Source organism: Thalassotalea eurytherma, assembly GCF_030161415.1.
GTDB lineage: Bacteria > Pseudomonadota > Gammaproteobacteria > Enterobacterales > Alteromonadaceae > Thalassotalea_G > Thalassotalea_G eurytherma.
The window spans coordinates 137,435-162,647 of record NZ_BSSU01000011.1; the positions used below are offsets into that span (position 1 = coordinate 137,435).

Annotated in this window: 27 protein-coding genes; 16 read left to right on the forward strand and 11 right to left on the reverse strand. The window is 40.4% G+C overall.

Annotation, left to right across the window (positions count from 1 at the left end):
* Positions 1-42: 42 nt before the first annotated feature.
* From QQK02_RS12015 to panP, 4 genes are all read left to right on the forward strand, one after another.
* Entirely contained in the window at positions 43-963 is a 921-nt protein-coding gene (locus QQK02_RS12015; protein ID WP_284208291.1) for an ABC transporter ATP-binding protein, read from the forward strand.
* 1 nt (position 964) lies between these two features.
* Entirely contained in the window at positions 965-1,738 is a 774-nt protein-coding gene (locus tag QQK02_RS12020; protein ID WP_284208292.1) for an ABC transporter permease, read from the forward strand.
* Positions 1,738-2,421: a tRNA (guanine(46)-N(7))-methyltransferase TrmB gene (gene trmB / locus QQK02_RS12025; protein ID WP_284208293.1), complete on the forward strand. Its 684-nt coding sequence runs from the start codon at positions 1,738-1,740 to the stop codon at positions 2,419-2,421. Before QQK02_RS12020 ends, trmB begins: the two co-directional genes overlap by 1 nt.
* A gap of 428 nt (positions 2,422-2,849) precedes the next feature.
* The gene (gene panP, locus QQK02_RS12030) at positions 2,850-4,493 is read left to right on the forward strand and encodes a pyridoxal-dependent aspartate 1-decarboxylase PanP (protein ID WP_284208348.1); all 1,644 of its coding nucleotides are present in this window, start codon (positions 2,850-2,852) and stop codon (positions 4,491-4,493) included.
* Between the two features lie 70 nt (positions 4,494-4,563).
* Here the strand turns inward: panP and panC are convergent, their stop codons facing one another.
* The 8 genes from panC to QQK02_RS12070 all read right to left on the reverse strand — a co-directional run bounded on the left by panC (position 4,564) and on the right by QQK02_RS12070 (position 11,611).
* Positions 4,564-5,424, reverse strand: coding sequence for a pantoate--beta-alanine ligase (panC, locus tag QQK02_RS12035; RefSeq protein WP_284208294.1), 861 nt, complete (start codon positions 5,422-5,424; stop codon positions 4,564-4,566).
* A 20-nt stretch (positions 5,425-5,444) separates the two neighbouring features.
* Positions 5,445-6,242, reverse strand: coding sequence for a 3-methyl-2-oxobutanoate hydroxymethyltransferase (gene panB / locus QQK02_RS12040; RefSeq protein ID WP_284208295.1), 798 nt, complete (start codon positions 6,240-6,242; stop codon positions 5,445-5,447).
* Positions 6,243-6,294: 52 nt separating this feature from the next.
* Positions 6,295-6,786, reverse strand: a complete 492-nt coding sequence (gene folK, locus QQK02_RS12045) for a 2-amino-4-hydroxy-6-hydroxymethyldihydropteridine diphosphokinase (protein WP_284208296.1) — start codon at positions 6,784-6,786, stop codon at positions 6,295-6,297.
* 3 nt (positions 6,787-6,789) lie between these two features.
* Positions 6,790-8,109, reverse strand: coding sequence for a polynucleotide adenylyltransferase PcnB (gene pcnB, locus QQK02_RS12050; RefSeq protein WP_284208298.1), 1,320 nt, complete (start codon positions 8,107-8,109; stop codon positions 6,790-6,792).
* Positions 8,110-8,277: 168 nt separating this feature from the next.
* On the reverse strand, positions 8,278-9,183 hold the full coding sequence (gluQRS, locus tag QQK02_RS12055; protein WP_284208299.1) for a tRNA glutamyl-Q(34) synthetase GluQRS: 906 nt from the start codon (positions 9,181-9,183) through the stop codon (positions 8,278-8,280).
* A gap of 9 nt (positions 9,184-9,192) precedes the next feature.
* Positions 9,193-9,633 carry an RNA polymerase-binding protein DksA gene (gene dksA / locus QQK02_RS12060; RefSeq protein WP_284208300.1) on the reverse strand — a complete coding sequence of 147 codons (441 nt, stop codon included), beginning with the start codon at positions 9,631-9,633 and terminating at the stop codon, positions 9,193-9,195.
* A gap of 240 nt (positions 9,634-9,873) precedes the next feature.
* Positions 9,874-10,581 (reverse strand): DNA/RNA nuclease SfsA, encoded by a 708-nt coding sequence (sfsA, locus tag QQK02_RS12065; RefSeq protein ID WP_284208301.1) that lies wholly within the window; start codon positions 10,579-10,581, stop codon positions 9,874-9,876.
* A 1-nt stretch (position 10,582) separates the two neighbouring features.
* Entirely contained in the window at positions 10,583-11,611 is a 1,029-nt protein-coding gene (locus QQK02_RS12070) for a phospholipase A (protein ID WP_284208302.1), read from the reverse strand.
* 166 nt (positions 11,612-11,777) lie between these two features.
* Here QQK02_RS12070 and pepB point away from each other — a divergent pair, with 166 nt between their 5' ends.
* Complete coding sequence (gene pepB / locus QQK02_RS12075; protein ID WP_284208303.1) at positions 11,778-13,070, forward strand: aminopeptidase PepB; 1,293 nt, start codon at positions 11,778-11,780, stop codon at positions 13,068-13,070.
* Here pepB and QQK02_RS12080 read toward each other — a convergent pair.
* Both QQK02_RS12080 and thpR read right to left on the reverse strand, forming a co-directional pair.
* Positions 13,067-13,465 (reverse strand): hypothetical protein, encoded by a 399-nt coding sequence (locus QQK02_RS12080; RefSeq protein ID WP_284208304.1) that lies wholly within the window; start codon positions 13,463-13,465, stop codon positions 13,067-13,069. The genes pepB and QQK02_RS12080 overlap by 4 nt on opposite strands.
* Positions 13,466-13,594: 129 nt before the next feature.
* A complete protein-coding gene (gene thpR / locus QQK02_RS12085) occupies positions 13,595-14,125 on the reverse strand; it encodes an RNA 2',3'-cyclic phosphodiesterase (protein ID WP_284208305.1) in 531 nt (176 codons plus the stop codon).
* Positions 14,126-14,168: 43 nt separating this feature from the next.
* On the opposite strand from thpR, the gene hrpB reads away from it, so the two are divergent.
* The 7 genes from hrpB (at position 14,169) to mrcB (ending at position 20,660) form a co-directional block, all read left to right on the forward strand.
* Positions 14,169-16,694 (forward strand): ATP-dependent helicase HrpB, encoded by a 2,526-nt coding sequence (gene hrpB / locus QQK02_RS12090; protein WP_284208306.1) that lies wholly within the window; start codon positions 14,169-14,171, stop codon positions 16,692-16,694.
* 242 nt (positions 16,695-16,936) lie between these two features.
* Complete coding sequence (locus tag QQK02_RS12095; RefSeq protein WP_284208307.1) at positions 16,937-17,245, forward strand: hypothetical protein; 309 nt, start codon at positions 16,937-16,939, stop codon at positions 17,243-17,245.
* Positions 17,242-17,310, forward strand: a complete 69-nt coding sequence (locus QQK02_RS16435) for a hypothetical protein (RefSeq protein ID WP_407705043.1) — start codon at positions 17,242-17,244, stop codon at positions 17,308-17,310. Before QQK02_RS12095 ends, QQK02_RS16435 begins: the two co-directional genes overlap by 4 nt.
* Before the next feature lie 36 nt (positions 17,311-17,346).
* Positions 17,347-17,625, forward strand: coding sequence for a hypothetical protein (locus tag QQK02_RS12100; protein WP_407705040.1), 279 nt, complete (start codon positions 17,347-17,349; stop codon positions 17,623-17,625).
* A 108-nt stretch (positions 17,626-17,733) separates the two neighbouring features.
* Positions 17,734-17,904 carry a hypothetical protein gene (locus tag QQK02_RS12105; RefSeq protein WP_284208308.1) on the forward strand — a complete coding sequence of 57 codons (171 nt, stop codon included), beginning with the start codon at positions 17,734-17,736 and terminating at the stop codon, positions 17,902-17,904.
* A gap of 6 nt (positions 17,905-17,910) precedes the next feature.
* Complete coding sequence (locus tag QQK02_RS12110) at positions 17,911-18,204, forward strand: hypothetical protein (RefSeq protein ID WP_284208310.1); 294 nt, start codon at positions 17,911-17,913, stop codon at positions 18,202-18,204.
* Between the two features lie 77 nt (positions 18,205-18,281).
* Complete coding sequence (gene mrcB, locus QQK02_RS12115; RefSeq protein ID WP_284208312.1) at positions 18,282-20,660, forward strand: penicillin-binding protein 1B; 2,379 nt, start codon at positions 18,282-18,284, stop codon at positions 20,658-20,660.
* A gap of 65 nt (positions 20,661-20,725) precedes the next feature.
* Here the strand turns inward: mrcB and hemL are convergent, their stop codons facing one another.
* Entirely contained in the window at positions 20,726-22,006 is a 1,281-nt protein-coding gene (gene hemL / locus QQK02_RS12120; protein WP_284208313.1) for a glutamate-1-semialdehyde 2,1-aminomutase, read from the reverse strand.
* Positions 22,007-22,338: 332 nt separating this feature from the next.
* Between hemL and QQK02_RS12125 the strand changes: the two genes are divergently transcribed.
* The 4 genes from QQK02_RS12125 (at position 22,339) to QQK02_RS12140 (ending at position 25,197) form a co-directional block, all read left to right on the forward strand.
* Positions 22,339-22,710 (forward strand): hypothetical protein, encoded by a 372-nt coding sequence (locus QQK02_RS12125; protein ID WP_284208315.1) that lies wholly within the window; start codon positions 22,339-22,341, stop codon positions 22,708-22,710.
* Positions 22,659-23,075: a type 2 periplasmic-binding domain-containing protein gene (locus tag QQK02_RS12130; protein ID WP_284208316.1), complete on the forward strand. Its 417-nt coding sequence runs from the start codon at positions 22,659-22,661 to the stop codon at positions 23,073-23,075. Before QQK02_RS12125 ends, QQK02_RS12130 begins: the two co-directional genes overlap by 52 nt.
* Positions 23,076-23,169: 94 nt before the next feature.
* Positions 23,170-24,399, forward strand: a complete 1,230-nt coding sequence (locus QQK02_RS12135; protein ID WP_284208317.1) for a M48 family metalloprotease — start codon at positions 23,170-23,172, stop codon at positions 24,397-24,399.
* 3 nt (positions 24,400-24,402) lie between these two features.
* Positions 24,403-25,197, forward strand: coding sequence for a hypothetical protein (locus tag QQK02_RS12140; RefSeq protein WP_284208318.1), 795 nt, complete (start codon positions 24,403-24,405; stop codon positions 25,195-25,197).
* Positions 25,198-25,213 lie beyond the last annotated feature (16 nt).

Genomic DNA, 25,213 nt, shown 5'->3' on the forward strand with positions numbered 1-25,213 from the left:
AAATTTAAATTTCAACGCCTTAAACGCGCAGAGGTTCATGATATGCAGCCAGCACTAGAAATTACTGGATTAGAAAAAATTTATAAAGGTGGCTTTAAAGCGCTTAAAGGTATTGACCTGCAAGTAAACCAAGGAGACTTCTTTGCGTTGCTAGGCCCTAATGGAGCGGGTAAATCGACAACGATAGGTGTGATTACCTCATTAGTAAATAAAACAGCTGGCAATGTAAAAGTATTCGGTCACAGTATTGATAATGAACTAGAAGCAGCAAAAAGTCATATTGGTTTAGTGCCACAAGAATTTAATTTTAATCAGTTCGAATCATTAACCCGAATTCTGGTTAACCAAGCTGGATATTATGGCGTACCGCGTGATCTTGCGCATGAACGTGCTGAAAAGTATCTAAAACAGCTCGATTTATGGGAAAAACGTGATGACGCAGCAAGAATGTTATCGGGTGGTATGAAACGCCGCTTGATGATTGCACGTGCGTTAATGCACCAGCCTAAAATGTTGATTTTAGATGAGCCAACAGCTGGTGTCGATATTGAGTTAAGACGTTCAATGTGGGAATTCTTAACCCAAATAAATGAACAAGGCATCACAATTATTTTGACTACGCATTATTTAGAAGAAGCAGAAATGCTGTGTAGACACATTGCGATCATCGACAGTGGTGAGATCGTTCAAAATACGAGTATGAAAGCTTTGTTAGCAACCTTAGATATAGAAACGTTCGTTTTAGACATTGGTCAAAAGCCTGACAGCCTATCATTAGCGGTAACGCATCGATTACTTGACGAGCATACCCTTGAAGTTGAAGTGTCTAAGTCAGAATCTTTAAATGGTGTGTTTGCCCAGCTCAGTGAGCAGGGTGTTGAAGTAAAAAGTATGCGAAACAAAAGTAATCGATTAGAAGAACTATTCGTGAGACTTGTGAATAATAATGACGGAGCAAAATAAGATGCAAAATCGAATCAACCTCATTGCATTAAAAAGCATTCTTCATAAAGAAGTGCACCGTTTTATGCGAATTTGGGTGCAAACGCTTGTACCACCGGCAATTACCATTAGTTTGTATTTCATCATTTTTGGCTCACTGATCGGCTCTCGTATTGGGCAAATGGGGGGCTTTGATTATATGACCTTTATTGTGCCTGGTTTAATTATGATGAGTGTCATAACCAATTCATACTCGAATGTAGCGTCATCATTTTTTAGTGCTAAATGGCAACGAAATGTTGAAGAAATGCTTGTCGCACCAGTACCTAACTGGGTCATTGTTGCGGGGTATGTTGGTGGCGGTATGGCACGCGGTATGTTAGTAGGACTAATCGTGACTATTATTGCGATGTTTTTTACTGACATTCAAATTCACAATATCTGGGTTATCCTTATTACTGTCAGTTTAACCGCCGCTGTTTTCTCGTTAGGTGGTTTGATCAATGCTGTTTTTGCAGGCAGCTTTGATGATATCTCAATTATTCCTACCTTTGTCTTAACGCCATTAACGTACTTAGGCGGCGTTTTTTATTCGTTAAGTCTATTGCCCGAGTTTTGGCAAGGTGTCTCAAAATTAAATCCTATTGTGTATATGGTTAGTGCATTTCGCTACGGCTTCCTAGGTTATCAAGACGTAAGCTTGACGACATCTTTCATTGTCATCGGTATTTTTATTGTCAGTTTGTATGCTATTGCCATGACATTAATATCTAAAGGGATAGGGTTACGTAGTTAATGAGTTTTGGTGATTCAAAAGTAATAATTTCAAATCAAGACGGTGTGCATGACAAGCTTGAAGATATTGTCCAAAAGCACCTGAAGCACCGTTTTGAAAAACCGTATTCTCAACATACGCTTGATGTTTTTAACGCACTTGATGCGGAAATAAAGACGTTTCAGGGGAGTGTGATTCTTGATGCTTGCTGTGGTGTTGGCCAAAGCACACGCATACTTGCCAAGCGAAACCCTGATGCCTTGGTTATTGGCGTCGATAAATCGGCCAATCGCATTGATCGTAATGTGGATGAGCATATTGATGAGAGCTTAGCGAACCTACCTAATGTAAGGCTTGTAAGAGCAGATCTTAATGACTTTTATCGTTTAGTCGCGCAGTCAGGCTGGCCTATTGAGCAACATTTCATTTTGTATCCAAACCCGTGGCCAAAATCAAAACATATTCAACGTCGCTGGCATGGTAGTGCTGTTTTTCCGACTATACTGCAAATAGGTCAACGTATTGAGTTGCGTAGCAATTGGCCACTGTATTTGGAAGAATTTGCTGCAGCAACTAAGATAGTGGGTGGCTTTACGACTGAATTGGCAGTGGTTGATGATGAGATGCCAATAACGCCATTTGAAGCAAAATATAAGGCGAGTGGCCAAATTTGTTATCAATTGGTTTTAACCAGAACGGCTTAGTGATATTTACCAATTATTTGTGTTTTAGACAAAGTTTGTGTTTAACCTGTTAGCTGTCGAATTTTATTTTACATAAAATTCAACAAGTTAAGTTTGGCTTGTATTTTGAATCCTTTATATCGAAAACAAGGAGGAAATTATGCAAACGAATGTTAAAAAACAGGTATTGAGAAAAGCCTTTATCGGCTTATTATTTTTAGAAGCTGGATTTTTGCTTAGTGCAAATTTAGTCTCTTAAATACAAAAAGTAGAAGACTTTTAATGCATTTTTTATTACAGTGCCGCTCTTGTAAATTAAATTTGTAAGAACTATTTAGCGATTATACTCAAGTAAGGATACTTTTTACGGAAACTTATGTGAAAGTTTTCTTGTCGCTTATCAAGTTAATCAAGGTTTTAAATTAGTTTTGCGTACTGTTTTAAATAAAATGAGCTCAACGACGCGTCGCGCCAGTGCAACGCAAGAGTCTTTACATCGAATTTTTACCATTCCTGAAGCGCCAGATTCAACGCTTGGCGTGATCGAAAAGGAAATGTCTGAGAATTTGTTGGGCTTTTTAGGCCAGCATATTGTTGCTGTTGAAAAACCGTTAAATGAAATTGAAAAAGACTTTGCTTGTTCGGCGCTGCCTGAAGAGCCAGAGTTTGTCTCGGATCATATTCACCACTTATTGAACAAACTTGTTGCTCAATCTGTTCATACGTCAAGTCCGAGCTTTATTGGCCATATGACCTCTGCGTTGCCTTATTTCATCTTACCGCTATCTAAACTCATGGTAGGTTTGAATCAAAACCTGGTGAAAATTGAGACATCGAAAGCTTTTACGCCATTAGAGCGTCAAGTATTAGGTATGATGCATCGACTGGTTTATGGCGATAATGATGATTTCTATCAGCAATGGATGCACAGCGCTAATCACTCGTTAGGTGCATTTTGCTCTGGTGGCACCGTTGCTAATCTGACTGCTCTTTGGGTTGCCCGTAACAATTTACTCAAAGCTGATGGCGAATTCAAAGGTGTCGCTCGCGAAGGCTTATTTAAAGCACTAAAACACTATCAGTATGATGGTATGGCTATATTGGTTTCTGAACGAGGTCATTATTCGCTTAAGAAGTCTGCTGATGTTCTTGGTATTGGCCAAGACAGTGTGATTGCCATCCCGACAGATAAATATAATAAAATTGATATCAATGCACTGGCAGATAAATGTCAGGAATTAACCCGCAATAATATCCGCGTTCTGAGCATTGTTGGTGTTGCCGGTACAACAGAAACAGGCAATATCGATCCATTAATGGAAATGGCCAAAATTGCACAGCAATATCAATGTCATTTTCATGTCGATGCTGCGTGGGGCGGGGCAACGTTATTGTCTAATACTCACCGTAAGTTAATGGCAGGCATTGAGCTCGCTGATTCAGTCACGATTGATGCCCATAAACAAATGTATGTACCAATGGGCGCAGGCTTAGTGGTATTTAAAAACCCTGCGTCAGTAGCGGCAATTGAACACCACGCTGAATATATTCTGCGTAAAGGCTCTAAAGATTTAGGTTCTCATACTCTAGAAGGTTCGCGACCAGGTATGGCGATGCTTGTTTATGCAAGTTTGCATATTATTAGCCGTCAGGGTTACGAAATGTTGATTGATCAAAGTATCGACAAAGCACATTACTTTGCGCAAAAAATTAATGAGCATCCTGAATTTGAACTGGTAACAGCCCCTGAGCTTTGTTTACTAACTTATCGCTACGTGCCTAAAGAAGTTCAGGCAATGCTTGAAATTGCTTCTCAAGATCAGATAGAAGTCATCAATAGTTTATTAGATAAACTAACGAAGTTTATTCAGAAAAGACAACGGGAAAGCGGTAAGTCTTTTGTATCGCGTACTCGTATTGAAGTAAACCGTTACCAAGGTAAGAAAGTATTAGTGTTCCGCGTAGTTTTAGCGAATCCGTTAACAACTAAAGATATTTTAAATGACATCCTTGCTGAGCAATGTGAGTTAGCAAAAGAGTCGCAAAAATATTTACCGGAGCTTCTTGCACAAGTAGCAAAAGCTAGCGTTTAGCTTTTTACTAATAGATCAAAAAAGGGCCAAAGTAACACGTTACTTTGGCCCTTTTTGTTTTCAAATTAAATTAGTCTCTCGAAAACTGCACGTTGTCGATAAGTCGTGCTTTACCACAGTGTGCTGCAGCCAATATAACTAAATTGGTATCATCATCACTTGCAGGGTTTAGTGTGCGCGCGTGACAAACATGAATGTAGTCTGTTTTCATCCCTGCTTCATCAATTGCCTTTGACGCTTGTTTTGCTAAACCGATAAAGTCGGTATCTTCTTTGGGGGCACTTTTAATCGCTTCTACTAACCATTGCATTTGTTGGTTAAGTGTTGGAGCAATCGCCTTTTCTTCAGGTGTTAAATAGTTATTACGAGAGCTCATAGCAAGGCCGCTTGCTTCACGCTTGGTTGCAACAGGGATAATGTCGATAGGCATCGACAAGTCTTCCACCATGGTTTGTATCACCTGCACTTGCTGGTAGTCTTTTAAACCAAAACATGCGACATCAGGTTGTACCAAATTAAAAAGCTTACAGACAACTGTTGATACACCTCTGAAATGACCCGGACGACTTTCACCACAGTAGCCTTCAGAAACATTAGGTACTTCAACAAAGCTTTGCTTGTCTAAGCCTTTTGGGTAAATCATTTCTGGCGTAGGGGTAAATAATAAGTCGGCGCCTTCAGCTATCAGCTTAGCTTGATCGTCAGCAAGTGTTCTAGGGTAGGCTTCAATATCTTCATTTGCGCCAAATTGCATAGGGTTAACAAAGATACTAACAACGATTTTGTCAGCGTGTTTCTTTGCTTCAGTTACCAAAGAGATATGGCCAGCATGTAAGTTGCCCATGGTTGGCACAAAACCAATCTTTAAACCTGATTGGCGCCACTGATTTATTTGCTCACGCAGAGCGCTGATATTCGATACTGTTTGCACGTCTATTATCCGCGATTAGGCTATTTGAAAATATGCTCTTCACCAGGGAAGTTGCCTGCGCTTACTTCACTGATATATAACTCAACGGCTTTCTTAATGTCACCGGTATCCTGTAAAAAATTACGAGAAAACTTTGGCATATAACTACATGAAATGCCTAAAGCATCATGCATTACTAAAATTTGCCCGTCAGTGTCTTTACCAGCACCAATGCCAATCGTTGGGATGGTAACAGCGTCAGTAATAGCAGCACCAAGATCAGCTGGAATACATTCTAAAACAAGCAGTTGAACGCCAGCTGCTTCTAACGCTTTAGCTTCTTCAATCATCGTTTGCGCTTGGCACGCTTCACGACCTTGAACTTTAAAACCACCAAATACGTTTACTGACTGAGGTGTTAAACCAAGGTGACCACATACAGGAATACCACGCTCAACTAACGCTTTAATTGTCTCAGTAAGCCATGAACCACCTTCCATCTTCACCATGCTCGCGCCAGCTTGCATCAGTTTAGTCGCATTAACATAGGCCATTTCTGTCGTTGCGTATGTCATGAATGGCATATCACCGATAATAAGCGTGTTTTCAACACCCGCACGAACACTTCGGGTGTGGTAAGCCATATCGTCAATCGTCACTGGTAATGTGTCGTCTTGGCCCTGCAGCACCATACCAAGTGAGTCGCCTATTAAGATGGCGTGAATACCTGCCTGATCAAAAAGCTTTGCAAAGCTGGCATCATATGCAGTGATTGTCGAAATTTTTTCACCTTGCTGCTTCATTTTTAACAGCGTAGAAGTGGTGATTTTTTTAGCCATGAGTCTTAAAACCTATAGGTTAAATTTGAGCTTTATTGTAAATAAAACACGATTAATTGCCACTAAGAATTGTTAACCCATTTGGGTCGATTGTGTTACTTAATGTTTTTATCGTGCTGCCATCAGGCAGTATTAGTGTTGGAGCGATTTCAGCTAAAGGAAGAATAACAAATTCACGAGCTTTCATACCGTAGTGAGGAACAATCAAGCGCTCTGTATCAATAACTAGTTGGTCAATTAACAGGATATCTAAATCGAGTACACGAGCACCCCAGCGATTACCCTTTATCCGTTCGCGTCCAAACTCACCTTCAATACGTTGTAATTCATCGAGTAGTTCAAAGGGCTCAAGGGATGTTTCAAGTTCAGCAACCGCATTGACATAATCAGGTTGGTCTTGAGGCCCCATTGGCTTGCTACCGTATAATGATGAAGCTTGGATTAAAGACGTTTGCTCAATGGTGTTAAGCGCATTAATCGCTTCGCAAACTTGTGTTAATGGATCGCTTAAATTACTACCGATACCAATAAATACCTTAGCCATGGTTTACTCGCTCGCAGCCTTTTTGTTTGGACGGCGTTTACGGCGAACTTTTCTGTGGGGGTTAGCGCGCCCGGTTGTTTTGAGCATTTGACTTTGAGTAGATGATGACGCGTCTTGAAATTCGGTCCACCACTTCGCAAGTTCTTTGATTTGGTCATCGCCAAATTCAGCACGCAATAGTAGAAAATCGTAGCCTGCTCTAAATTTCGGATGCTCTAAGGTTTTAAATGCACGCTTAGGGTCGCGTTTTTCAAAGCGTTCTTGCAGAATCCAAATGTCCTTAATTGGCAGTTGGAAACGTTTTGGTATTGCAACAGATTGCTGCTGCTCGCTCATTAGTTCATGATACGCTTGAAAAAAGGCATCCTGAGGTAGAATATCGCTGTTCGCTTTTAAGGTTTCAATGCGTTTTTGCAGTGGGAACCACAAAATAGAAGCGAAGAGGAAAGCAGGTGTAACGCGTTGGTCATTGGCAATACGAATATCTGTGTTATCTAACGCTTTAGCAATAAATTGCGTCATTAACTCGCTTTCTTCTAAACTAAAGTTATCGTTAGCGCACAAGGCACGTTCGACGGCTGGAAAGAAATGCTCAAACAAATCATATTCACGAAGTAAATTAAAGTTTGCTTGCGCTTTACCACTGACGAATAGTTTTAAAAACTCTTCGAACATTCGCGCAGCAGGAATATTTGAAAGTAACGAAGCCAGCGGTTTGATAGGCGCTTGTGTTTCAGGGCTTATTGTCATATCCAGTTTTGTTGCAAATCGGATCGCACGTAACATGCGAACGGGGTCTTCGCGATAACGGGTTTCAGGATCGCCAATTAAGCGAATCTTACGTTGTTCGATATCGTGAACACCGCCAGCAAAATCATATACTTTGAAATCTTGTGTCGAGTAATAAAGCGCATTTATCGTAAAATCACGGCGTTCTGCGTCTTCCTCTATACTGCCGTAGATATTATCTCGCAACAGCATACCCTGATCGCTTTGCTTTGATATTTTCGTGTTTTTACCGCTCGTGTCATCATGATGACCACGAAACGTCGCAACTTCAATAATATCTCTACCAAAAACAATATGTGCAAGGCGAAAACGGCGCCCGATCAAACGGCAATTTCTAAAGAGCCCTTTTATTTGTTCAGGCGTTGCGTTAGTAACGATGTCAAAATCTTTAGGCGTAAGCCCTAATAAGATATCTCTCACGCCACCACCTACAAGGTATGCTTCATAGCCACCCTTGTTAAGACGGTACAATACTTTCAAAGCATTATTGCTAATAAATTGACGTGAAACAGGGTGTTGATCTCTAGGGATCACGATTGGACCTTGTGAAAAATCATGGTCAGTCTGTTCGTCAGAAGAATTAAGTAGCTTTTTACAAAAATTGATAACGCTTTTAATGAGATAAAACCTTGCTTTAGGTGCTAGTAAATTAGGCGCAATAATATACTAGCTGACCATAAATTAGAATGATATTTAATAAATTTAATCAATAGATAGCGCAATTTCTTGCTGCTTTGGGATAGCATTAAAGTCAAAGTGCTCTACCGCCCATGTCACGATTGCTTCAGGTGATAAATCAGTTAGGCACTCGTCAACGTTTTGCCCTAAAAACTTTAGTGCATCAATGAGTACTTTTTGTGGCGTTAACTTATTGATAGCAGGTGCTTTATTTTGCTTACTTAGCTTATAACCTTGGTCGGTGATGGCAAGGGGAATATGTCCAAGTGTTGGCGGCTGATGACCAAAGGTTGCATAGAGGCTTAATTGGCGAACACTGGGCTCAAGTAAATCGCAACCACGAATGATATGGCTAACGTTTTGGTAGATGTCATCGACAACAACAGCCAGTTGGTAGGCAAATAAGCCGTCTTTTCTAAATAGAATACAATCTTCACTTGCTAACGCAGAGTCAATACTAATTTTGCCTTGGATAATATCTGAATAGTGATCGATGTTATGTTGGTTGATATAGCGAATAGCATTACCAGCTTCAGGTAAGTCTAATGATTTACAATGGCCATCGTAAATTCCACCTCGCGCTTTAATTTGTGCGCGTGTGCATTGACAAAAATAACTGAGTTTAGCGTCGCGTAATTGTTTTAGTGCATCAAGATATAATGCGGATTGCTGACTTTGGTAAAGTACTTGTTCGTCCCAATACAAGCCGTATTGTTCAAGTGTCTTTAATATATCTTTGCTTGCGCCAATTTGTTCTCTAGGGGGATCGATATCTTCAATACGAACGAGCCAAAGCCCATTGTTTTGTTTGGCATGAATATAACTAGCTAAAGCCGTAATTAACGAACCAAAATGAAGTGGGCCCGACGGCGAAGGAGCAAAACGACCACGGTATTGTGCCTGTGGTCGTTCAGGTAATGCTAGTTTCATTGAAATGAATTAGCCAGCGAGTTGACGCTCTTTAATTTCTGCTAATGTTTTACATTCAATACATAGGTCAGCAGTTGGACGGGCTTCTAATCGGCGAATACCAATCTCAATACCACATGACTTACAGAAACCGAAATCATCCTCTTCAATAAGTTGAAGTGTTTTTTCGATTTTCTTAATGAGTTTACGCTCACGGTCACGAGTGCGAAGTTCTAAGCTGAATTCTTCTTCTTGCGCGGCACGGTCTACCGGGTCAGGGAAGTTTGCAGCTTCATCTTGCATGTGAGTTACAGTGCGGTCTACTTCTTCGCGCAACTGGGTGCGCCAAGCGTCTAAAATTAGTTTAAAGTGCTCTAATTGCTCTGCACTCATATATTCTTCGTTTGCTTTTTCTTGGTACGGCTCAACGCCAGCTAACGCTAAAATACCTAGAGCTTTTTTGTTTGGCATGCGTAATCTCCTAATGCTTCTTAGCCCTTGATGTCTGCTTTAAACTCTCAAGGTTGCAATTGCCAATTAAATGTAGGCTATGATTCTTATTAAAACGCCTATATTGTGCCTACTTTGGGATAATTCAAGTCTTTCAGAAAACTTTTTTTAATTAAGTTTTATCACAAAGAAAAAGATTTTTATCAAGATAACGACCTTGTCGTCAACTGATATTTATCAAAAGTTTAAAAAACACAGTGATTAAATTATCACTTTTATCGGTGTAATGCTTGCTATATCAATGCTATCACTGTTAGAAATAAAGTGAGCCTTGTATGCGATAATGTTAACGCCAACTTGCTGTGCTTGCTTAATTAAGTCACCATAAACAGCGTCAATATGGTGAGCGGGGGTCACACTGTTAATGCCAGTATGCATGACAAAAAACAGTAATGTCGCTTGCTCACCAGAATTAACCATAGCCATTAGCTCCCGCAAATGTTTTTGACCACGGGTCGTTTTAGCATCTGGAAAATAACCTTGGTTATTTTCAAGTAAGGTGACACTTTTTACTTCTATATAGGTTCTTTTCAGGCCGCTGTCGGTGAGTAAAAAATCAATTCTGCTCTTTTCTTCACCGTACTTAACTTCTCGTTCAATGTTTTCAATATTAACGAATTCAGCTATAGCGCCAGATCTCAATGCTTGATCAACATAATCATTTGCTTTGTGGGTGTTAACGCAAATTAGGTTGTTATTGGGTTTTTCGGTAAACTCCCAACTAAGAGGGTACTTTCTTTTAGGGTTATCTGAAGTGCTATACCAAACAGTATCACCTTCATCGGCGCAACCCGTCATTGCGCCTGTATTGGCGACATGGATTGTCGTCACATCACCATTTGCAAGCGTCACATCGGCTAAAAAGCGTTTATAGCGCTTGATTAATTTTGCTTGATTTAACGAAGGCATTTTATAGCAAATCGTTAAGTGCAAAACCTAAACCAAAACGCGTTTGATTATGATCATAGTCTATTAAGCTTTCACCATAGCCTGTAAATACGTTGGCGTACCCTTTGAGCTTACCGTAGATAGGGAATGTGACACCTAACTCTCCAGAGCCTTTATTGCTGCTAAAGTTGTATCTACCTAAAAAACCAAATTCTAATTCTTCCCATTGATAAACCATACCAAGCTCGTAATGCCCCATGTAATCAAGAATATCTGGGTTATCGTCGCCATCTGGATCAAATTCAAACGCTTTTTCATTTTCTTTTAAGCGATACCAAGGGCGCAACGATAAAGCAAAATCATCTTTTTCCCATAAAAAGTTCATATAGGCTCTATTCCAACTGCGAGACAATAATTGCGATTTGCCATTAGATTGGTGCTCTATACCGACTAGAAAATAGGTGTTGCCACCGAATAACTCTAAATTTAATGGCAAGCCATAGAAAAACTCTGGTTGATAATTGGTTTCTCTAAATGGTTTAGAAATATTATCCGAGTAAACTTGCCACCAAGCTTCAATAGTGAATGCAAAGAACAAACCATCGTCTTCGACAAAAATATCACTCGTATTAAGTGGTACCTTTAAACTTAATTGAAACTTGGTTTCAACTTTTTCGAAGTTTTCATCATATCCTGGGATTCTATTATAAGCTTCCGGGTTTACTTGGTTTGTTGTTAACGCTGGCATAATGTAATTCATACGGTGTGGTGACATTACATAGGGTTCAAACTCTGATTGTTTTTCGGCAGCAATACGCTTTGAAATTATGCCTGTTCGCACTTTGGGTGCGGAAACAGAGCTTTCCGCTTGTGCTTGAACAATATCCGAGTCAGCTGCCTCCTGCTGGCATTGCTTTCTGATATCTTCTATGGTTAATGTCTTGTCAGCACTTTTATACAGCGCTAAAACACATGCGTCTTCAATTGTCGCATGAGCGAAAGTTGGCGATAATAACAAGGCAATACTGATTGCCATCATAGATTTTTTCATAAAAGTTCAGACACTTTATTAAATGTAGGTTTATTGTAAGCAATTAGATTAATAATAAACAATAATTGGTTAAAATCTTGTGAATAACCAAGTGTTTTTGATAATTTTTAATTATTTCACGAATTTATTTCTACAACGAAGTGAACGCAAAATTAGGACCGTTTGTATGACGACAGCTCAACCAAAAATATATTTAACATTTGAATCTCAAGCCCAAGATTGGCAAGAAAGTAAACGCGAGCAGTTTATTGGTAGTGATATTTTCATTTGTGTTGATAAAAGCAATCCGTATATCTTAAGAGAAATTCAAAGCGCAGGTAGAAAAATAGAATCACTTGGCGTTAAAGAGGCTATTTTATCTGGCGAAAACTGGCAAGAAGACAGTCAGTGGGCTTTTGCTTTAGGGTTTACTGCTGTAGGTAAATTAACAGCGGTTAAGTTTACTGGAGACCAAGCTCAAGTCTTAAGCGAAAAGCTCGATATTTACGCGTTTAGTCGTGACTTAACAAACCAAACGCCTGCTCAGTTATACCCTGAAAGTTTAGCTAAACAGGCCCTTAATTATTTAACTGAATTAGCGCCAAGTGCCGTAACAGGAAAAATTATTGCAGGCGAAGCTTTGGTTGAAGCTGGTTGGACGGGGATTTATCACGTAGGTATGGCAAGCCAGCACCCACCTTGTTTGTTAGAGGTAGATTACAACCCTACCGGCGATGAAAATGCTGAGGTTGCAACTTGTCTTGTTGGCAAAGGGATTACCTTTGATAGTGGTGGCTACAGCATAAAAAGTAGTGCAGGCATGTTCGATATGAAATGTGACATGGGCGGTGCTGCAGTGGTTGCTGGCGCATTTGCGTTGGCAATAAAACAAGGGTTTACTAAACGCGCTAAACTCTTTTTATGTTGTGCTGAAAATATGATTGCGGGTCATGCATACAAGCTAGGTGATATTCTCACTTATAAAAATGGTATAACGGTAGAAATTGCTAATACCGATGCAGAAGGCCGATTAGTGCTTGCAGATGGTTTAATGGCTGCAGGTGAAACAGGAGCTCCTTTAATTATTGATGCTGCTACCTTAACTGGCGCTGCGGTCTTAGCCACAGGCGCTGAATATACTGCAATGTTTACGCTAGATGAAGACTTGGCTACCAAAACTAAACAAGCGGCTAGTGAAACAAATGAACCAATCTGGCAATTACCTTTAGAGCCATGGCATCAAAATAAATGCCCGTCAGCATTTGCCGATACGGCTAACTCAACAACACAAAAAGGTGGTGGCGCCGGTGGTGCAAGTAATGCCGCTGGCTTCTTGTCACGTTTTGTTCCTAATGAAGGTAAAGGTTGGGTTCATTTAGACATTGCTGCGGCATACAATGCTTCAAGCAATGGTTTATGGGCAGCAGGTGCGACTGGATTAGGCATCGCTACCATTGCAAAAATGATGAAAGAGAGTTAATTGGGTTGCTTTTTTAAATAGTTGGCAAGCCATGTTTTTGCTGCTTTTACGTCGCTAAAAATATGATATTTGGTATTACAGCTTTCATATACGCGACTTAATTGCATTTGTTGAATGTCGGCTTGCCTACTGTCTTGTATAACAGTGGCAAGCGCTGCCATGTTTTTACGCATTCTTTCTCGGGTCAATAAAACAAGCTCTTCTTCCGCTTCAGGTGAAAATACCCCACTACCATGAAAACAAGCGATACAACCCCATGGCTCGTGTTTAAGCTTTTCTATCGCCTCTAAGGTTTCTGACTTATATTGCAGCATAGTATCGAAATCAAAAGGGCCTGATGCGTCAACAAATAAGATATTATCCTGTGCTGTTATCTTGTATGTATGATCGTTCATAGTGTCTCCTTGAGCTTAACGAATAACGCTATTTTAAGCGGATATTAGGAATACCAAGTTTTATTAGACTTGCCAAGTAAGCAGGTTTTTCAAATTTAGCAAATATTAAAAACTTTATAAATCAGTTGATTAACTTAGGGGCCAAGTGTGGCTAGCTGTATATTTTTCGCCATTATTTGTTGATGTTGATTGGTAAAGGCTAAAGCTAGTCGCAGAGAGTAAGTATTCAAACCTATCATTTATACTGCTTCGAGGTATCTCCTTTGCTTTGCGAAAAATACTCACGTGTGGGGTGAAACCGTCGTGCTGACTTTTAAAGCCAAGATTTGATGTTATAGCCCCTAATTGTTGCTCCAGTGAGAATAAATGAGGGACGTCATGGTCAATACCAAAATATGCAACTTGGGGTTTACGAAATAATGCAATGTTCGTTAAACAATAGCTAAAACGTTCAGGTTTTATCTCAGCAACAAATTGATTAATTTTCTGAGTCAGTATTAATTGCGTTTCAGGTTTGATATTGCCAAGGAAGTGCAAGGTCAAATGAAAATTTTGCCAAGGAATAACACGTGCATTCGGCATTAAAACTTGTTGCTGAATATTCGCAATTGCCTTCTTATCATCGTTAGAGATGTCTAGCGCAATAAACATACGAGCCATACTTCATTCCAATCAACAATTTGCAAACGGATTTTGGTAGACTATGCCTTCATTAATCATGAGGCAAGCCGTGTTTCCGATAGAATCAATAAAACAACCTTTACTATCAAGCTTAAAAGAGCACTTGTTGACAATACTTGTGGCGCCTCCAGGTGCTGGTAAATCAACAGTCTTACCCTTGTGGCTATTAGCTGAGCATGCGTCAGGGCGCATACTATTGCTTCAACCTCGACGCGTCGCGGCAAAAAATATAGCGCAATACTTAGCGAATCAACTTGGTGAGTCTGCAGGGCAGCAAGTGGGCTATCGCCTGCGAAATGATACAAAAATTGGCAAAAATACTCGTTTAGAGGTGATCACTGAAGGGGTCTTGATCAAGATGATTCAGCAGGATCCTGAATTGTCAGGGGTTTCGTGTATTGTTTTTGATGAATTTCACGAACGTTCAGCACAAGCTGATTTAGCATTTGCCTTAGCTAGGGATATTCAGCTTGGCTTGCGAGATGATTTAACACTCTTGTTAATGTCAGCAACGTTATCAAGTGAGGAGTTACAAGGTCAGTTACCTGATGCCAATGTTTTGGTTAGCGAAGGTAAAATGTTTGATGTCAGTATCAGTTACCAATCGGTTCCATCTCAAGGTTATTGGCGAGAGCATGCATCGCAAAGTATTATTCGTGCATGCCAACATCATGTTGGGTGTGTTTTAGTTTTTTTGCCTGGCAGAGCAGATATAGAGTTTGTCGCTGAACACTTATCTAACGCGTTACCCACCGTCTTGGTGAAAACATTATTTGGTGACATGACGCTAGATGCTCAACAACAGGCTATAACTGCGCCGCTTGAAGGGCAGAGTAAAGTTGTTCTTGCGACTAATATTGCAGAAACGAGTTTGACAATTGATGGAGTCAATCTGGTGATTGATTCTGGCTATGAAAAGCAAGCCGTCTTTGACCAAAATACACAAACCAATCGTCTATCACAAACGCGTATCAGTCAGGCGTCGGCAATTCAACGCGCTGGTCGCGCAGGGCGCACAATGGCCGGTCAATGTATTCGGCTATACAGCCACCATGATTTTGAGCGTATGGCGAAACAGGCCAATTTACCAATATTACAAACGGACCTTATACCGGTAGCGCTTGAAGCGAGTCGCTGGGGCGTTTGCTCTTTAAAGCAATTACCCATGCTTACGCTACCCAAACCTCATACTGAACAAGGTGCGTGGCAGTCTCTTGAACAACTCGCAATCGTTGACAGTCATCGTAGGCTAACATCACATGGCCAAGCGTGTGCAAAATTGTCGTGTCACCCTCGTTTTGCCCATATGATTGAGCAGGCAAATAGCGCAGAGCGCAATGGTGAAGAGGGTGCAACTTATTTGGCGTGTTTGGTAGCAAGTATGCTTGAGCATAAAGATGTCTTTGCTTGGCAAAAAGGGCACTCAAATGTCAGCCTTTTAGCTCGGATTAGTTACCTTTTTGAGCATGGCAATAAACGATTTCCTTTTGTATTAAAACAGACTAATCAATTGTTTACTGGTTATAGTAAGCAAAGCGCCTCGAAGCCTGAACAGTTACCGTTGCATCTACTCGGCGTATTGGTTGCCTGTGCTTACCCTGAGCGAATAGCGAAAGCGAGAAATCAGCAAGGAAATTTTGTTTCCATTTACAATAAAGGCTACCTTTTAGCTGAAGATGATCCATTGTGTGATAACCAATACATTGCGGTTGCACAGCTCTCACAAGTTGAACAAAGGCTAACGGTTCGTATTGCGGAGTCATTGAGTTTTCAAGATATTGAAGCATGGCAACTAGCGCCTATTAGCACTAAAGCGGTTTGCAGCTATGACAGTTCACTGGATAAAATTAGTGCGCATAATTGTCAGTTAGTTGGCGAGCTTGTTGTTGCCAGGCAATCGCAAAGCCAAACGTTAACGACAGAAATTGTTGCGGATTTATGGCATAGAGAATTATTGAAGCATGGTTTTGATTGGTTGCTTTGGTCTGCAGAGTCAAGGCAACTCAAGCTTCGCTGGCAATGGTTAAACCGATATCAATCTCACCTGCAACTGCCAGAACTTAGTGAGGACTATTTGCTCGAAAATCTGGACATTTGGCTATTACCGTATGCAGGTAAGTGCGTTAGTAAAAAAGCCTTAAACAAGCTTAATTTGGCCGAGCTTTTAATGCAGCTATTGAATTATCAGCAACAACAAATACTGAACAATACTGCACCAACCTACTATGTTGGCCCTACTGGTAGGAAATGCCCTATAACCTACGATTTAGAAAACCCACCTAAAGTGTCTTTGCCAATGCAGGAAATTTACGGCTTGAGCCAATCGCCACAAATAGGTGATCACAGTCATGGCAAAGGTGTTGGTCTCGTTTTAGAACTGATGTCGCCGGCCAACAGGCCTATTCAAGTGACCGGTGATTTAACTAATTTTTGGCAAGGTAGTTACCGTGCGGTACAAAAAGAGATGAAGGCAAAATACCCTAAACATTTTTGGCCTGATGATCCTGCCAATGCCGAGCCAACTAATCGAACCAAAAAATATATGTGAGTTATAAATCTATTTGTTTAAAGCCGTATTGGTTTTAATGGTGATAGCCTTTCCAGTATTAAATATACAAATATAACGATTAATCAATGAACTAGGTGTTTTGTGCGGTAGGTGTGGCATTCATCTAGCCTATTTGAACTGGTACTTTTGGTGTCATTTGCACAGTTTTTCCTTATTTCTTACTAAATGTTTTCATTATTGTCTTTTAGGCTTGTTGCAAGACGTTTATTGGAGAAATGAAAATGGTTACTCAGTTATCGAAGTATTTCTCATCGGGTAGTGCTAATGCGTTAATGGTATGTACAGGGTTTATTCTTTCAGGTTGTGGTGGTTCAACATCTGAAGACACTGTACAAATGGATATTCCTATTGTTCAAGGCAGCGATGATTACACGGTGGTCGTTCCTGAATTAACAGAACATGATGAGCGCTTATTAGCGCTTATCCAAGAGCTCGATTTAGACAATTCCCTTAATGCCGGCCTAAACCTTCCTTCAATCGACGATCCAGGCGCCCAATTAGGAAAAAGTTGTTTTTTAGCAAAAGCTTGAGTGGCAATAAAGACACCGCTTGTGCTAGTTGTCATGATCCAAGCCTAGCTGGTGCAGATGACTAATCTTTTCTTATTGGTATTAGAGCAACCGAGATAAACGTGTTTGGCATAGGACGTATTGCTAGTGATGGCTTGCCAAGTGTACCTAGAAACAGCCTTACTGTGGTTAATGTCGGGCTATTTGACCGAGGTTTGTTTTGGGACTCTCGAGTTGAGAGTTTATCAGCACAACCACGACAAAACGGAGCAATAGGGCCCATCAGTACACCAGATAGTGGTTTTGCTATCGCCGATGACAATGCAGGAACTAACCTCGTGGCGGAGCAGGCTAAATTTCCTGTGACATCGGTTGATGAAATGAAATCTGACAATTTCTAATCTGGAAGTACGAATGAGGAAATTAGGTATCATTTAGTTGCTTTTCCTCAAATTGGTTCAGGCAAAGGAAACGGCGCTACCGGTGATGACGATTTTGGTCGGGAAAACGTGACTGGTAATAGTGATGAACGCTATCGTTTTAGAACGTCTAGTTTACTTAATATTAGTTTAACTGCCCCGTATGGGTATGCTGGTAGCTACCAAACGTTAACCGATGCCGTTAATCATTATGACAACCCAAGAGGTAAGGCATTAGATTACGTTCGAGATGAGCAATAGTGCCAATTGCCACAGTTTGAAGACCTGAATAATTGTCAAAATTTATACCCTAATGCTCGTCTTAATACGTTGAATGCCTTAAATAAACTGCAGCAAGAACGTGATGATGATGTTTCAGAATTACCCCGAGTGCAATTAGGTAATAATGAAGTGGCTGACTTAGTCGCCTTTTTGACATCGCTCACTGATGCTTGTTTGACTGAACGTGAATGCATAGCCCCATGGATTGCTGTCCAAACAAATGATAACCCAGATGGTGAAGTACTTATTGCCACCGACGCACAAGGGAACGCGCTATAGCTTGCACTTTTCGTTAGCGATATTATTTAGCATCAAGTAACATGAAGGCATAATTAAAAAAGTCTAACTGTTATTTGATGCCAGAAAAACCGAAAAAGAAAGCCTCTCCTAAAACGCCATCTTCGACTTCAGAAAAAAGTAAACTGCCACGCTTTTCGTGGAAAAAGCTGTTTTGGCTGCTTTTTAAATTACTGTTTATTGGCATAGTGCTTATTGGCTTTTACTGTATTTATTTAGATGCCAAGGTACGCGATAAATTTGAAGGGCAACGCTGGCAAGTCCCTATTCAAGTATTCAGTAAAACACCCGTTTTTTATCGTAATGATATTGTGTCAATAAAAGCGCTAAGCAAGGCGCTCAAGCTTAATAATTACCAAAAAGTATCAAACGTTGAACGACCAGGTGAATATGCTACCTCGAGTCGTCGTATCATCATTTATCGTCGTCAAATTGAACCAAGTTTAGCCAAGATTGACGATGCACCAGTAAAAATCACCATCGATGTCATTGGCGGTAAAGTCCGTGAAATTTACCATGATAGTCAGCCTGCAGATGTTGCAGTATTAGAGCCTGTTCTCATCGACCGAATCGTCCCTAAAAGCAATGAAGATCGCGTGATAACGCCATTGCAGGAAATACCTGAGCAACTGATAGATACCTTGCTGTTAGTGGAAGATCGAGATTTTTATTTTCATAAAGGGATTTCGCCGCTTGGTATTTTACGTGCACTTTATGCCAACGTTATAGCCGGGCGCACCGTGCAAGGGGGCTCTACTTTAACCCAGCAATTGGTTAAAAATATGTATTTGACCCGTGACAAAACATTGTGGCGAAAAGTCAATGAAGCGCTAATGTCACTGATTTTAGAATACCGTTACAGCAAAGATCAGTTGCTAGAAGCTTACATGAACGAAGTTTACCTTGGCCAACATTACGCTAATGGTATTTATGGTTTTGGTTTAGCGTCAGATTTCTATTTTGGCAAGTCGATAAACCAACTATCAGCGAACCAAATGGCAATGCTGGTTGCTCAAGTTAAAGGGCCGAGCTACTACGATCCGTGGCGTTACCCTGAGCGAGCGCTAAAGCGTCGTAATTTAGTGCTTAAGATCATGTTTCAAGCACATATTATTGAGCAACAAGAATACCAATTTGCTATTAATTCTGCATTATCGGTGCGAGAAAATAGACGTATTAGCAAGCAAAAATACCCTGACTATCTGCAACTTGTTAAACAAGAGTTGAGAAATGTCTTACCTGAAGATGCGTTGCAATCGGGTATTAAAGTATTTACCGGGTTTGATGTGGTAAGTCAGCAATATTTGTCACAAACACTCGATACAAGCCTAGCGAAACTTGAAACTGAGCGAAATCAGAAAAATTTGCAGGCGGCGATGATCGTAACGGATTTTCGTACGGGTGAAATTGTCGCTTTATCAGGCGGTAAATCTCTGGGATATGCCGGCTTTAACCGTGCGCTGTCGGCTAAAAGACAAATCGGTTCTCTAATTAAACCTGTTATTTTTGCCGCTGCTCTAGAGCGTTATCAACAATACCATTACGGGACGATGCTCGCTGATAAACCATTGGTTTTAGTTAGCGATAGTGGTCAAGAGTGGCGTCCAAAAAACTATGACGGGAAGTTTAGAGAAAAAGTTAGTTTATTTGATGCGCTTATTTATTCCTTAAACGTACCAACGGTGAATCTAGGCATGACACTTGGCTTAGAGAATGTCGCCAGTGCATTGTATTCTTTTGGTTATCCTGAAGGTGAGCTTGAATTGCGTCCTTCAATGTTACTTGGTGCAATAAACATGACACCTTATGACATTAATCAAGTATACGTTACATTTGCGACCAAAGGTGTTTATCGCCAAACCTATGCCGTTTCACAAGTGCTATCGCAATTCGGTGAAACGCTTTATCAGCATAGAGCTAAAGAAGCCGTCATTTTATCATCTCAAGCAGGCCAATTAATTGATTATGGCCTGCAAAGCATCGCGAAAAAAGGCAGTGCACGCTCACTCACTTGGCGTTTAAAAAACGTCAATATTGGCGGTAAAACGGGCACGACCAATGATCAACGTGATACTTGGTTTGTCGGTTATGATGATCGCTATTTAGTCACGAGTTGGGTTGGTAAAGATAACAACCAACCAACTTCCTTAACGGGCAGTAGCGGCGCATTAGTCTTGTTCAGTGAATTTATGAAAAAAGTTGGTACGCAGAGTTTATCAGAGCAATACCACGAAGATGTCACCTTAGGGTGGTTTGATGACGAAGATGGCACCCTCTATGGGCAACCATGTAAAAACAGTACGCAACACCTAGTATTTAGTGAAAGTGTCGCCGAAGGATTAACCTGTGGAAAAAGGCAACAACGTGCTGAAGAGCCAAAGGAAAAAAAGAAAAAATCGTGGTTTGAACGACTCTTTGGCAAGAAAAACGGGGAATAAAAAAGGCAACGTAAAAACGCTGCCTTTGACTTCGTTACTGCTAGGTTTAACTAAGCTTTAACGACTTATAATTTAGCAAAACAACGATCAGCTGCAGCAAGTGTCGCTTCGATTTTGTCATCTGTATGTGCCGTTGACAGGAAGCTTGCTTCAAACGCAGAAGGTGCGAGGTATACGCCTTCATCTAACATGAAATGGAAGAAGCGTTTAAACTTATCAGCATCGCACTCAGTCGCTTGTTGGTAAGTGGTTACTGTTTTTTCATCAGTAAAGAAAAAGCCAAACATTGCACCAGCATAATTAATACTTAAACTTACGCCATTGCGCTCAGCTGCCGCTTTAAAGCCCATCGCTAGCTTTTCAGTGGCTTTAGCAAGTTGAGTATGTTTATCGCCAGTTGATAATTCATTTAATGAGGCCAAACCTGCTGCCATAGCAATTGGATTACCTGATAATGTACCTGCTTGATAAACGGGACCAACCGGCGCAATAAAATCCATGATTTCGGCTTTACCACCGAACGCACCAACTGGCATACCGCCACCGATAACCTTACCTAAGGTAGTTAGGTCTGGTTTAATATTGTAGAAAGCTTGTGCGCCGCCTAATGCAACACGAAAACCTGTCATTACTTCGTCAAAAATCAATACACTTTTATATTGATCACAAATATCACGAAGGCCTTCCAAAAAGCCCTCAACCGGCGGAATACAGTTCATGTTACCGGCTACTGGCTCTACGATAATACAAGCAATTTGGTCACCTAATTTTTCAAAAATCGCTTTAACTTCGTCTAGTTTGTTAAAGCTTACGGTAAGCGTATGCTCTGCGAATGATTCAGGAATGCCTGGCGAGCTTGGTACACCTAAGGTTAATGCACCTGAACCTGCTTTTACTAATAATGAATCAGCATGGCCATGATAACAGCCTTCGAATTTAAGGATTTTGTCTCGACCAGTGTAACCACGCGCTAAGCGAATAGCAGACATCGTTGCTTCGGTACCTGAGCTTACCATGCGCAACTTTTCCATTGATGGTACAAGTTCACGTACTTTTTCTGCCATGGTAATTTCTAGTGCTGTTGGTGCACCAAAACTTAAACCATTTTCAGCTGTTTCAATAACGGCTTTCTTAATAACAGGGTGATTGTGGCCTAAAATCATTGGTCCCCATGAACCGACATAATCAATATATTTGTTACCATCGGCATCAAAAATATAGGCGCCATCTGCCTTTTCAATAAAGCATGGTTCGCCACCAACACCATTAAATGCACGCACAGGTGAGTTAACACCACCTGGGATGATATTTTTTGCTGATTCAAAGAGTTCTGATGATTTTTGCATATTTGTTCGCTTATAAATTATTGATGTGCCTAACATTTGGCAATTAATTTACCCAGTGGGTTAACCTATTTATTGTCTAATACTTGCGGCTATTAATTAGCTGCACAACTGATCATGTATAGGAAACTCAACTGCATATTCATAAATCTAATTTATTCAGATTTTAGCTTTCAAGAGCGGCGTAAAATCGCGGCGAAATATAGCATATAAAACCATAGATGAGAATGGTCCGGTGCTGAAGCCTGCGCTTGTGGCAATATCAACTATACTCTGATTTATATAGATTAGTTTTGAAGGTTTACGTTTTGAAGGCGTTCACTAGGTCAATTTTTTTGCTATTAATTACTGCCTTGTTTGGTGCTCAGGCAAAAGACGTCGTTAATTACAATATTTCGAAGAAGTTTCCTGATCCTAAGCAGGCTTATTATATCGACTTGCTTGACCTCGCTATGGAAAAATCTATCGATAAATATGGTGACTATGAACTTGTACCTGTGGTGTTTGAAATGCCTCAAGGTCGAACGTCGATCATGGTGCAATTGAACCAAGGGATTGACGTAACGTGGCGAGTGACTAGTCAAGAGCTAGAGAAGCGGCTTCAAGCGATATATGTTCCTTTACTAAAAGGCATGATGGGCCAGATAGCATTATCTTGCAACATAATGGCATTAACGTTGTTGAAGGTGGTGCGCATAAATTATTAGATATGTTACAAAAAAGAAGGTTTGATTACTTTCCGAGAGCCATACATGAACCATGGATTGAAATAGCGGATATGCCTGATTTGACTGTTGAAGAAAACATTCTTATTCGTTATCCCGCCCCTTTCTATTTCTTTGTTAATAGAGAGAATACGCGCTTATCTGAACGAATAGCCTACGGCTTGGAATCCGCCATAGCTGACGGTAGTTTGGATTCACTTGTTCTTCATCATCCCGTGACTAAAGATGTTATTCAGTTAGCTAAAATTCAGCAACGAAAAATATTTATATTCACAAACCCTAATCTCTCTGAAAAGTCTCAACAACTGCTTCGAGAGCCACGTTACTGGATCAGTTTAAGTCGTTAACTCTAGTTTGTTTATTCGGTTGTTTATATGTATAAAAATTGTTAATATTGGCTGTATTAAATACAAATAAAAATAATAAAAACTAGGGAATAAGATGCGTGTATTAGCGTTTTTGCTACCGCTTTATTTGCTCGGATGTGGCAGTACAATCAATAAAAAAGATGTTCAATCTTTAACGAATAGGCCCGAACAGTTCGTTATATCAGAAGAAGAGCAAACCTTAATTGCTCGTTCTAATAAACTTCACAACGATTTAGTTAAACAAGGTTTAATTGTTCGAAATAAAGCAGCAAATGACTATATTGCTCATATGGCGAAAAAAATCGAGCCTGACTTTGATGCGCATATCGATATTTCTTACTTTATTTTACGAGACTCATCACTCAATGCTTTTGCGTTACCCAACGGCAATATATACCTCAATGCTGGCCTAATTAATCAACTAGCATCTGAAGATGAATTGGCTTTAGTGATGGCACATGAAATGGCCCACGTAGTAGAGCGCCATGGCTTAATTAAGTTACTTGATAGAAAACAAACGGTCGTAAGTTCTCATGTGGTTGATTTGATTTTTATGGGCACTGGCTTAATCTACTTTGCAGCGATTAGCGATTTAGCGTCTTTTAGTCGTCAAATGGAAGAAGAGGCTGATTCACTAGCCATTGAGTATCTTGCAGAGTCTGATTACGACTTGAATAAAGGGATTACTGCAATTGAGAAGCTTGTTTTAGAAAAACACGGTAAAGAGCTTGGCTCAATTTGGAGTTCACATCCAGATATAAGCACTCGCGCTAAAGCCGGGCGAGAAAAAATATCTGCGATGAATTGGCAAGTAACAGAGCACGTCAGCAGCCATCCAGATTATGAAGATTTCCGCTCGTCGTTAACTGAATTAGTGATCAAAACCCGTTTGCGTAACAAGCAGTTTGAATTGGCTGCAGACATAGCAAAGCGTGAATTAGAGATCAGCCCTGATAATGCGCTTCTATACTACTATCTTGGTGAGGCAAACCGGTTAAAATCTTCTGAAACCAGAGCCTACGCAAAAGAGTATGCTTGGCTTTATGATGAAGATTTTGATGACGATTTAATTGAAAAACTCTCGGAAGGCAATTCAGGTTATATCGCGTCGTCTAAACAATACTTTGAAAAGGCCACCGAGTTAAATAGTACGTTGAGCCTGCCATATAAAGGGCTAGGCCTACTCGCGCTAGATCAGCAAGACGTTAATCAAGCAAAGTCATACTTACAACAATATTTATCATACGATGGTATTAAAGATCGTCGTTATATCAACTCATTAATAGATAATTTAAAGGGATAAAAAATGCTTTCTAAGCTAAATAAACTAGTTGTCGTTTTTACGGTACTCGTGGTTACTGGTTGTGCGCAAACTACCGTTCGTCACCACCAAGATTTTGAAACGGTAGCGAAGAATGTTCAGTCGGTAGTTATATTGCCAGCTCAGGTTGAAATTGAGCAAATTAATTTTGACGGTGATAATACACCACTAGAAGAAAAGTCAGCGTTAATCAAAAGTCAGATTGAATCTATCGCTGAATTAAAATTAGAAAATGAATCACTTCAAGTTATCGAGTTCGATTTTGCTAAAGCGTTTGAAGAAGATGAAGAATTTGCTTACGCAATTACGCAAGCTAAAGAAGCGTGGGAAGCAGCAAAGGGCGAGCTTTATGAGCAAGGATTAGTTTCAGAAAAAGAAAAGTCAAACTTTCAGGCTAGTTTAGGCAGCGCATTAAATATCATTGCAGATAAAACCGGCGCAGATGCCGCACTTCTTGTTCAATATACAGGTTTTGAGAAATCAAGCGGGATGATAGCGAAAGATGTTGCGTCCAGTGTCTTAGTTGGTGTTTTGACCTTGGGTGCTGTTGTACCAATTCAAGCAACTGAAGGTGCTTTTATTGATGTTGCATTGGTAGATTCTAACAGCGGTAAAGTGATTTGGGCTAACCGAAAAGGTGGTACAAGTGCCGATGCATCGCCAGCTGAAATTGTCTTTGGTGAATTGCCTGACTTAACATGGAAAAGCGAATTAGCTGCGCCAACAAACCAGCCGGTAGCTGAAGAGTCAGTTTCACCTAAAGCGCCTGATTCTGAGTAAATTAGAAAATAACTGG

What these genes read in the sequence shown, in the direction of transcription:
- QQK02_RS12070 (WP_284208302.1), bottom strand. Translation starts at nt 11,611, where the DNA reads ATGAAAAAATCTATGATGGCAATCAGTATTGCCTTGTTATTATCGCCA.
- pepB (WP_284208303.1), top strand. Translation starts at nt 11,778, where the DNA reads ATGACGACAGCTCAACCAAAAATATATTTAACATTTGAATCTCAAGCC.
- thpR (WP_284208305.1), bottom strand. Translation starts at nt 14,125, where the DNA reads ATGGCTCGTATGTTTATTGCGCTAGACATCTCTAACGATGATAAGAAG.
- dksA (WP_284208300.1), bottom strand. Translation starts at nt 9,633, where the DNA reads ATGCCAAACAAAAAAGCTCTAGGTATTTTAGCGTTAGCTGGCGTTGAG.
- QQK02_RS12095 (WP_284208307.1), top strand. Translation starts at nt 16,937, where the DNA reads ATGGTTACTCAGTTATCGAAGTATTTCTCATCGGGTAGTGCTAATGCG.
- QQK02_RS12140 (WP_284208318.1), top strand. Translation starts at nt 24,403, where the DNA reads ATGCTTTCTAAGCTAAATAAACTAGTTGTCGTTTTTACGGTACTCGTG.
- QQK02_RS12135 (WP_284208317.1), top strand. Translation starts at nt 23,170, where the DNA reads ATGCGTGTATTAGCGTTTTTGCTACCGCTTTATTTGCTCGGATGTGGC.
- gluQRS (WP_284208299.1), bottom strand. Translation starts at nt 9,183, where the DNA reads ATGAAACTAGCATTACCTGAACGACCACAGGCACAATACCGTGGTCGT.
- QQK02_RS12080 (WP_284208304.1), bottom strand. Translation starts at nt 13,465, where the DNA reads ATGAACGATCATACATACAAGATAACAGCACAGGATAATATCTTATTT.
- panP (WP_284208348.1), top strand. Translation starts at nt 2,850, where the DNA reads ATGAGCTCAACGACGCGTCGCGCCAGTGCAACGCAAGAGTCTTTACAT.
- panB (WP_284208295.1), bottom strand. Translation starts at nt 6,242, where the DNA reads ATGGCTAAAAAAATCACCACTTCTACGCTGTTAAAAATGAAGCAGCAA.
- folK (WP_284208296.1), bottom strand. Translation starts at nt 6,786, where the DNA reads ATGGCTAAGGTATTTATTGGTATCGGTAGTAATTTAAGCGATCCATTA.
- sfsA (WP_284208301.1), bottom strand. Translation starts at nt 10,581, where the DNA reads ATGCCTTCGTTAAATCAAGCAAAATTAATCAAGCGCTATAAACGCTTT.
- trmB (WP_284208293.1), top strand. Translation starts at nt 1,738, where the DNA reads ATGAGTTTTGGTGATTCAAAAGTAATAATTTCAAATCAAGACGGTGTG.
- QQK02_RS12020 (WP_284208292.1), top strand. Translation starts at nt 965, where the DNA reads ATGCAAAATCGAATCAACCTCATTGCATTAAAAAGCATTCTTCATAAA.
- hemL (WP_284208313.1), bottom strand. Translation starts at nt 22,006, where the DNA reads ATGCAAAAATCATCAGAACTCTTTGAATCAGCAAAAAATATCATCCCA.
- mrcB (WP_284208312.1), top strand. Translation starts at nt 18,282, where the DNA reads ATGCCAGAAAAACCGAAAAAGAAAGCCTCTCCTAAAACGCCATCTTCG.
- hrpB (WP_284208306.1), top strand. Translation starts at nt 14,169, where the DNA reads ATGCCTTCATTAATCATGAGGCAAGCCGTGTTTCCGATAGAATCAATA.
- QQK02_RS12015 (WP_284208291.1), top strand. Translation starts at nt 43, where the DNA reads ATGCAGCCAGCACTAGAAATTACTGGATTAGAAAAAATTTATAAAGGT.